This is a genomic window from Pseudoalteromonas sp. S1609 (genome assembly GCF_005887255.1).
In the GTDB taxonomy this organism is placed as follows: Bacteria; Pseudomonadota; Gammaproteobacteria; order Enterobacterales; family Alteromonadaceae; genus Pseudoalteromonas.
Genome location: NZ_PNDJ01000085.1, coordinates 23553 through 30399 on the forward strand (window position 1 = coordinate 23553; position 6847 = coordinate 30399).

Annotated in this window: 6 protein-coding genes; 5 read left to right on the forward strand and 1 reads right to left on the reverse strand. The window is 42.2% G+C overall.

The features are described 5' to 3' along the window. Positions 1 to 165 precede the first annotated feature (165 nt). Positions 166 to 2157, reverse strand: coding sequence for a transketolase (gene tkt, locus CWB76_RS17745; RefSeq protein ID WP_010387727.1), 1992 nt, complete (start codon positions 2155 to 2157; stop codon positions 166 to 168). A 265-nt stretch (positions 2158 to 2422) separates the two neighbouring features. Between tkt and metK the strand changes: the two genes are divergently transcribed. The 5 genes from metK to serA all read left to right on the forward strand — a co-directional run bounded on the left by metK (position 2423) and on the right by serA (position 6819). Next, the gene (gene metK / locus CWB76_RS17750) at positions 2423 to 3574 is read left to right on the forward strand and encodes a methionine adenosyltransferase (RefSeq protein ID WP_008110316.1); all 1152 of its coding nucleotides are present in this window, start codon (positions 2423 to 2425) and stop codon (positions 3572 to 3574) included. A gap of 139 nt (positions 3575 to 3713) precedes the next feature. Continuing rightward, entirely contained in the window at positions 3714 to 4259 is a 546-nt protein-coding gene (locus tag CWB76_RS17755) for a hypothetical protein (RefSeq protein ID WP_075169738.1), read from the forward strand. 18 nt (positions 4260 to 4277) lie between these two features. After that, on the forward strand, positions 4278 to 4874 hold the full coding sequence (locus CWB76_RS17760; protein ID WP_138609382.1) for a 5-formyltetrahydrofolate cyclo-ligase: 597 nt from the start codon (positions 4278 to 4280) through the stop codon (positions 4872 to 4874). 52 nt (positions 4875 to 4926) lie between these two features. Next, entirely contained in the window at positions 4927 to 5580 is a 654-nt protein-coding gene (rpiA, locus tag CWB76_RS17765; protein ID WP_138609384.1) for a ribose-5-phosphate isomerase RpiA, read from the forward strand. Positions 5581 to 5589: 9 nt separating this feature from the next. Beyond that, the gene (gene serA, locus CWB76_RS17770; protein WP_055013065.1) at positions 5590 to 6819 is read left to right on the forward strand and encodes a phosphoglycerate dehydrogenase; all 1230 of its coding nucleotides are present in this window, start codon (positions 5590 to 5592) and stop codon (positions 6817 to 6819) included. The last annotated feature ends 28 nt before the right edge of the window (positions 6820 to 6847 follow it).

Here is a 6847-nt window from a genome sequence, read left to right on the forward strand (position 1 = left end):
TCATTTTCTTCTCATTTACTTCTCTGTGTTCAAATAAATTTTTAATGATTTATGCAAAAAGAGGGCTAGAAACACTGCGCTTTAGAGGCAGTGATAAAAGTACAACTCATAAAAAAGCCCGCCCTGTTATACACAGCGCGGGCTTTTAAATGTTAAAGCAGTCGCTTAAAACAATGCGTTAGCTTTGTTAACGATGTTTTCTACGGTAAAGCCGAAGAATTCAAATAGCTCGTTAGCTGGTGCCGACTCGCCAAAGGTGGTCATACCGACTACGGCGCCATTTAGACCTACGTACTTGTACCAGTAATCAGCAATACCCGCTTCAATCGCTACGCGACGTGAAACGCTTGCTGGTAATACGCTTTCTTTGTACTCAGGCGATTGATCTTCAAACGCATCAGTACACGGCATAGATACAACACGTACCTTTTTACCCTGCGCACGTAGCTCTTTCGCAGAGTCTTGCGCTAGTTGTACTTCAGAGCCGGTAGCAATAAGAATAAGCTCTGGGTTGCCGTCACAACTTAGGATGTAACCACCCTTTTTAACGTCGCTTAATTGCTGTGCATCACGTGCTTGTTGCTCTAAGCCTTGGCGAGTAAAGATTAATGATGTAGGACCGTCTTTACGTTCAATAGCTTGTTGCCATGCAATTGCCGACTCAACTTGGTCACATGGGCGCCAGTTGTAAAGGTTAGGCGTTAAACGCATGCTGGCAATTTGCTCTACTGGTTGGTGAGTTGGACCATCTTCACCTAAACCAATTGAATCGTGCGTGTATACAAAAATGCTTGGTTGCTTCATTAATGCAGCCATACGAACCGCATTGCGTGCGTATTCCATAAACATTAAGAACGTTGCACCGTAAGGGATAAAGCCCTTATGAAGTGCAATACCGTTCATAATGGCCGACATACCAAACTCACGCACACCGTAGTAAACGTAGTTACCACTTGCATCGTCTGCCGTTAAGCCTTTAGAGCCATCCCAAATTGTTAAGTTTGAACCTGCTAAATCGGCAGAGCCACCCATAAACTCAGGTAGTAACGGACCAAATGCGTTTAATGCATTTTGTGATGCCTTACGCGATGCTGGATTTGCTGGGTTCGCTTGTAACTGCTCAATATACGCTTGTGACTTTTCAGCCCAATCAGCAGGTAAATCTGAATTTGTACGGCGTTTGTATTCTGCTGCTAGCTCTGGGAATGCTTGCTCGTATGCGGCAAATTTCTCATCCCAGCTTGCTTCAAGCTGTTGGCCTTTTTCTTTGTTATCCCACTGTGCGTAAATGTCAGCAGGGATTTCAAATGCATCACCCGTCCAACCTAAGAACTCACGAGATGCTTTAATTTCGTCATCACCTAGTGGTGCGCCATGACAGTCGTGGCTACCTGATTTATTAGGTGAGCCATATCCAATTACTGTTTTACAACAAATTAGCGTTGGTTTGTCGGTCACGCTTTTGGCTTCGCTAATTGCAGCACTTACAGCATCGCTGTCGTGGCCATCAACGTCGCTAATTACATGCCAGCCGTATGCTTTAAAACGTGCTGGTGTGTCATCGCTAAACCAGCCTTCAACTTCACCGTCGATTGAAATGCCGTTGTCATCCCAAAATGCCACTAACTTGCCTAGGCCTAATGTGCCAGCAAGCGAACAGGCTTCATGAGAAATACCTTCCATTAAACAACCATCACCCATAAATGCGTAAGTGTGGTGATCAACAATGTCATGGCCTTCACGGTTAAATTGAGCGGCTAATGCTTTTTCAGCAATTGCCATACCTACGGCATTTGTGATCCCTTGACCTAATGGACCCGTAGTGGTCTCAATTCCTGGCGCGTATCCATATTCTGGGTGGCCTGGTGTTTTAGAGTGCATTTGGCGGAAGTTTTTAATTTCGTCCAGTGGTAAATCATAACCACTTAAATGCAATAGAGAATAAATTAGCATTGAACCGTGACCATTTGAGAGTATAAATCGATCTCGGTCAGCCCACTCTGGATTTGTTGGGTTATGTTTTAGATAATCGCGCCATAATACTTCTGCGATATCAGCCATGCCCATAGGGGCTCCAGGGTGACCAGATTTGGCCTTTTGTACTGCGTCCATTGACAAGACGCGAATAGCATTTGCAAGTTCTTTGCGAGATGGCATGAATTCTCCTACCTTTATATGTATTTGCGCGGGTATTTATATACCTCCATTCTTACTTATTGTAGGGGCTGTGTGCAATTAAAAACCCATAAAAATAGGACATTATGAATATTTTTTAAGAACCTTTTACTATTATATATTTTATTTAGACGTCTAGGCGTAAAAAAACTATGCAAGTTCACTTGTTTTAGATAAAATACGCGCCTTAATTTTTTAGCGCTAATACCGACGTTTGTGAAGCGCAATATTTGTGAGCATAATTACAATGGCAAAACATTTATTTACTTCTGAATCTGTTTCTGAAGGTCATCCGGATAAAATCGCCGATCAAATTTCTGATGCGGTACTTGATGCTATCCTAGAGCAAGACTCTCATGCCCGTGTAGCGTGTGAAACTTACGTTAAAACCGGTATGGTTATGGTTGGTGGTGAAATCACTACTAGCGCATGGGTTGATATCGAAGAAATTACACGTAAAACAGTACGTGAAATTGGTTACACACACTCAGATATGGGCTTTGATGCCGATTCGTGTGCAATTTTAAACACTATTGGTAAACAGTCTCCAGACATTAACCAAGGTGTTGACCGTACAAGCCCTGAAGAGCAAGGCGCTGGCGACCAAGGCTTAATGTTTGGTTACGCATGTAACGAAACTGAAGTGTTAATGCCTGCTCCAATTACTTATTCTCACCGTTTAGTGCAGCGTCAAGCTGAGGTTCGTAAAAGCGGCGAGCTTAACTGGTTACGTCCAGATGCAAAATCACAAGTTACATTTGCATACGAAAATGGCAAGCCAGTAGGTATTGATGCCGTTGTACTTTCTACTCAGCATAGCGAAGATGTATCGCAAAATGACTTAGTAGAAGCGGTAATGGAAACAATTATTAAGCCAGTACTTCCTGCTGAGCTTATTACTAGCGCAACTAAATTTTTCATTAACCCAACGGGTCGTTTTGTTATTGGTGGCCCAATGGGTGACTGTGGTTTAACTGGTCGTAAAATCATTGTAGATACATACGGTGGCATGGCTCGTCACGGTGGTGGTGCTTTCTCTGGTAAAGATCCATCAAAAGTTGACCGCTCAGCGGCTTATGCTGCACGTTACGTTGCTAAAAACATTGTTGCTGCAGGCCTTGCTGATAAGTGTGAACTTCAAGTGTCTTACGCTATTGGTGTTGCAGAGCCTACTTCTATCAGTGTTGAAACATTTGGCACAGGTAAATTAGAAGAAGCGCGTTTAATTGAACTTATTCGTGAACACTTTGACTTACGCCCTTACGGTCTAATTCAAATGCTTGACCTTGAGCGCCCTATTTATCTTCCAACAGCGGCTTACGGCCACTTTGGTCGTGACGAATTCCCATGGGAACGCACAGATAAAGCAGACGCACTTCGCGCAGCAGCTGGTCTATAAGCCACTTAGCTAATATTTAAACGGCCCTTTTTAGGGCCGTTTTGCTATGTGTACTAAGTTAGTCGTAAAACAGTCTCGAACTGTTTAACATTTTAGGTATATACTCTGCTTATACAATAAAGCGTATTAGGGATAAAAAATGGCCGACAATTTTCGTGTTATATTTGTAGGACTTGCAGAAGGTGCAGACAGCCAAGCAGTGACCACTGCACTGACAGAAAAGCTGAAAACCTCGCCAGAAAAAGTGGCTGCTTTTTTTGATGGCAAACCGTTATTTGCCCCTTGCCCCAAAGATAAAGCACTCAAGCAAGCTAAGTTACTTTCAACGCTGGGGATTAAAAGCAAACTTCAGCAAGCTGCGGCTACACAAACGGCACCTCAAACAGCTTACGACAGCCAGCGAGATCAGCGCTTATTTGACGCCCTAGATTACATTACCAGTAGCCTAATTCGCCTTGAAGAAAAACTAGAAGATATTGAGCAACGCCTCCCTGAAGTTGAATTATCATTACCTGATGAAAATAATGAAGTATGGGAAGATGACGATTTAATGCTTGATGAGCCCCTCTCTACTGAGCCCAAAAAACGCGGCAACCTTGTTTTATATTCGCTGATTTCTACAGCCGTAATATTGCTTATTGTACTTGCTATGTACTTATTATTTCCTAATTTATTCTCTTTTTAATTACGGTTAAGTTATTTAATGAGTAATAATCGCGCACAAATAAGACACGATATTCGTAAAGCACGTAATAACCTATCAAAAAAACAGCAAGAATTAGCCGCCGAATCGCTTAAAGTGAATTTTATTCAACACTTAAAAAGCATAAATTCGGCCAAAAAAAGTCATATCGCGCTTTATTTAAGTAATGATGGAGAATTAGATACCTCATTGTTAATTAATGAATTATGGAACACTGACCAAGCTATTTACTTGCCCGTAATTCATCCATTTAATGGGGCTAATTTACTATTTCAACGCTATGAAAAAAACTCACCCATGAGAGCAAATCGCTATGGTATCTTGGAGCCTAAGTTGAACTGCTCTCAAATATGCCCCTTACCTGAGCTTGATTACGTTCTAATGCCATTAGTGGCATTTGATAAATTTGGTAATCGCCTTGGAATGGGAGGTGGGTTTTACGATAGAACATTGGCACGTTTATACGAACAACACTGGCAACAACCGCAACTTATTGGCCTCGCACATGCGTGCCAACAAGTCGATGAGTTACCGATTGAATCGTGGGATGTACCACTAAAAACGATCATAACACCCGATAAAACCTACTGTTGGTAACAACTAACCTTGTAAACTAACAGCCTATTTTGACACCAATGAGCAGACAACAATGACACAAGATGAATTAAAAAAAGCAGCTGCGTGGGCTGCACTCGAGTTTGTAAAAGAAAACACCATAGTAGGTGTAGGTACAGGCTCAACCGTTAATCACTTTATTGATGCCCTAGGCACAGTTAAAGACACCATCGTTGGTGCAGTATCAAGTTCAGAAGCATCTACAGCGCGCTTAAAAGAGCTTGGCATAGAAGTGTTTGAGCTTAACGATGTAGCAGCACTTGATGTATACGTTGATGGCGCAGATGAAATTAACGCCTTAAATGAAATGATCAAAGGCGGCGGTGCGGCGCTTACCCGCGAAAAAATAGTGGCAGCTGTAGCAAAACAGTTTGTATGTATTGTTGATGATACAAAACTAGTCGATACCTTAGGAGACTTCCCTCTTCCGGTTGAAGTTATTCCGATGGCACGTAGCTACGTTGCCCGTGAATTATTAAAACTAGGTGGTGACCCAGTTTATCGCCAAGGTGTAGTAACCGATAACGGCAACGTTATTTTAGATGTACATAATTTAAAAATTACCCATGCTAAACAGCTTGAAACACAAATAAATCAAATTGTTGGCGTAGTCACCAACGGCCTATTTGCAGAGCGCGGTGCTGATAAAGTAATTATCGGCACTAAAAATGGGCCACAAATTAAATAGGATATGGTTATGAGTAAGGTATCGTTAGCAAAAGACAAAATTAAAATTCTCTTGCTTGAAGGTGTTCACCAAAGCGCTGTTGAAACGCTAAAACGTAACGGTTATAGCAATATTGACTACGTTAAAACATCGTTGCCAGAGGACGAACTTATAGAGCGCATTAAAGATGTGCACTTTGTAGGGCTTCGTTCTCGTACTCATATTAACGAATCTGTATTAAACGCAGCTGAAAAGCTAGTTGCTGTAGGTTGTTTTTGTATTGGCACAAACCAAGTAGATTTAAACGCAGCGCGTGAGCGTGGTATTGCGGTATTTAATGCACCGTTTTCAAATACTCGCTCTGTAGCTGAGCTTGTACTTGGTGAAATATTGCTGTTATTACGTGGTATTCCACAGCGTAATGCCGCTGCCCATCGTGGCGGCTGGTTAAAAACAGCTAATGGCTCGTTTGAAGCACGCGGCAAAACCTTAGGTATTATTGGTTACGGTCACATTGGTACTCAGCTGGGTATTATGGCTGAAAATATTGGTATGAACGTGGAGTATTACGATATTGAAGACAAACTATCTTTAGGTAATGCTACACAAGTACATAACTTAACGCAGCTGTTGCAACGCGCTGATATTATTAGCTTACATGTTCCAGAGACACCGCAAACTAAAAACCTAATTGGTACAGCAGAGCTTGCAGTGATGAAGCAAGGGTCTATTTTAATTAATGCTTCTCGCGGTACTGTGGTTGACATTGACGCCCTAGCTGAAGCACTAACAGAGAAGAAACTTAGCGGTGCAGCCATTGATGTATTCCCAGTTGAGCCTAAATCAAACGATGAAGAGTTTATTTCGCCACTACGTGAATTCGACAACGTTATTTTAACGCCGCACATTGGGGGTTCTACTCAAGAAGCACAGGAAAACATTGGTATTGAAGTAGCAGGTAAACTCGCTAAGTACTCAGATAATGGCTCAACCATTACTGCAGTTAACTTCCCTGAAGTATCATTGCCAGAACTTGCCAACCGTAGCCGCTTGTTACACGTGCATCACAACCGCCCTGGCGTGCTAACGCAAATTAACCAAGCGTTTGCTCAGCACGGTATTAATATTGCCGCGCAGTACTTACAAACGGATGAAGCGATTGGTTACGTGGTTATTGACGTAGATACCGTTCAATCTGAAGTAGCACTAAAAGAACTTAGTGCCGTTGAGGGCACAATTAGAGCTCGTATTCTTCACTAAATAATCAGCTATCAGCTATCAGCTATAA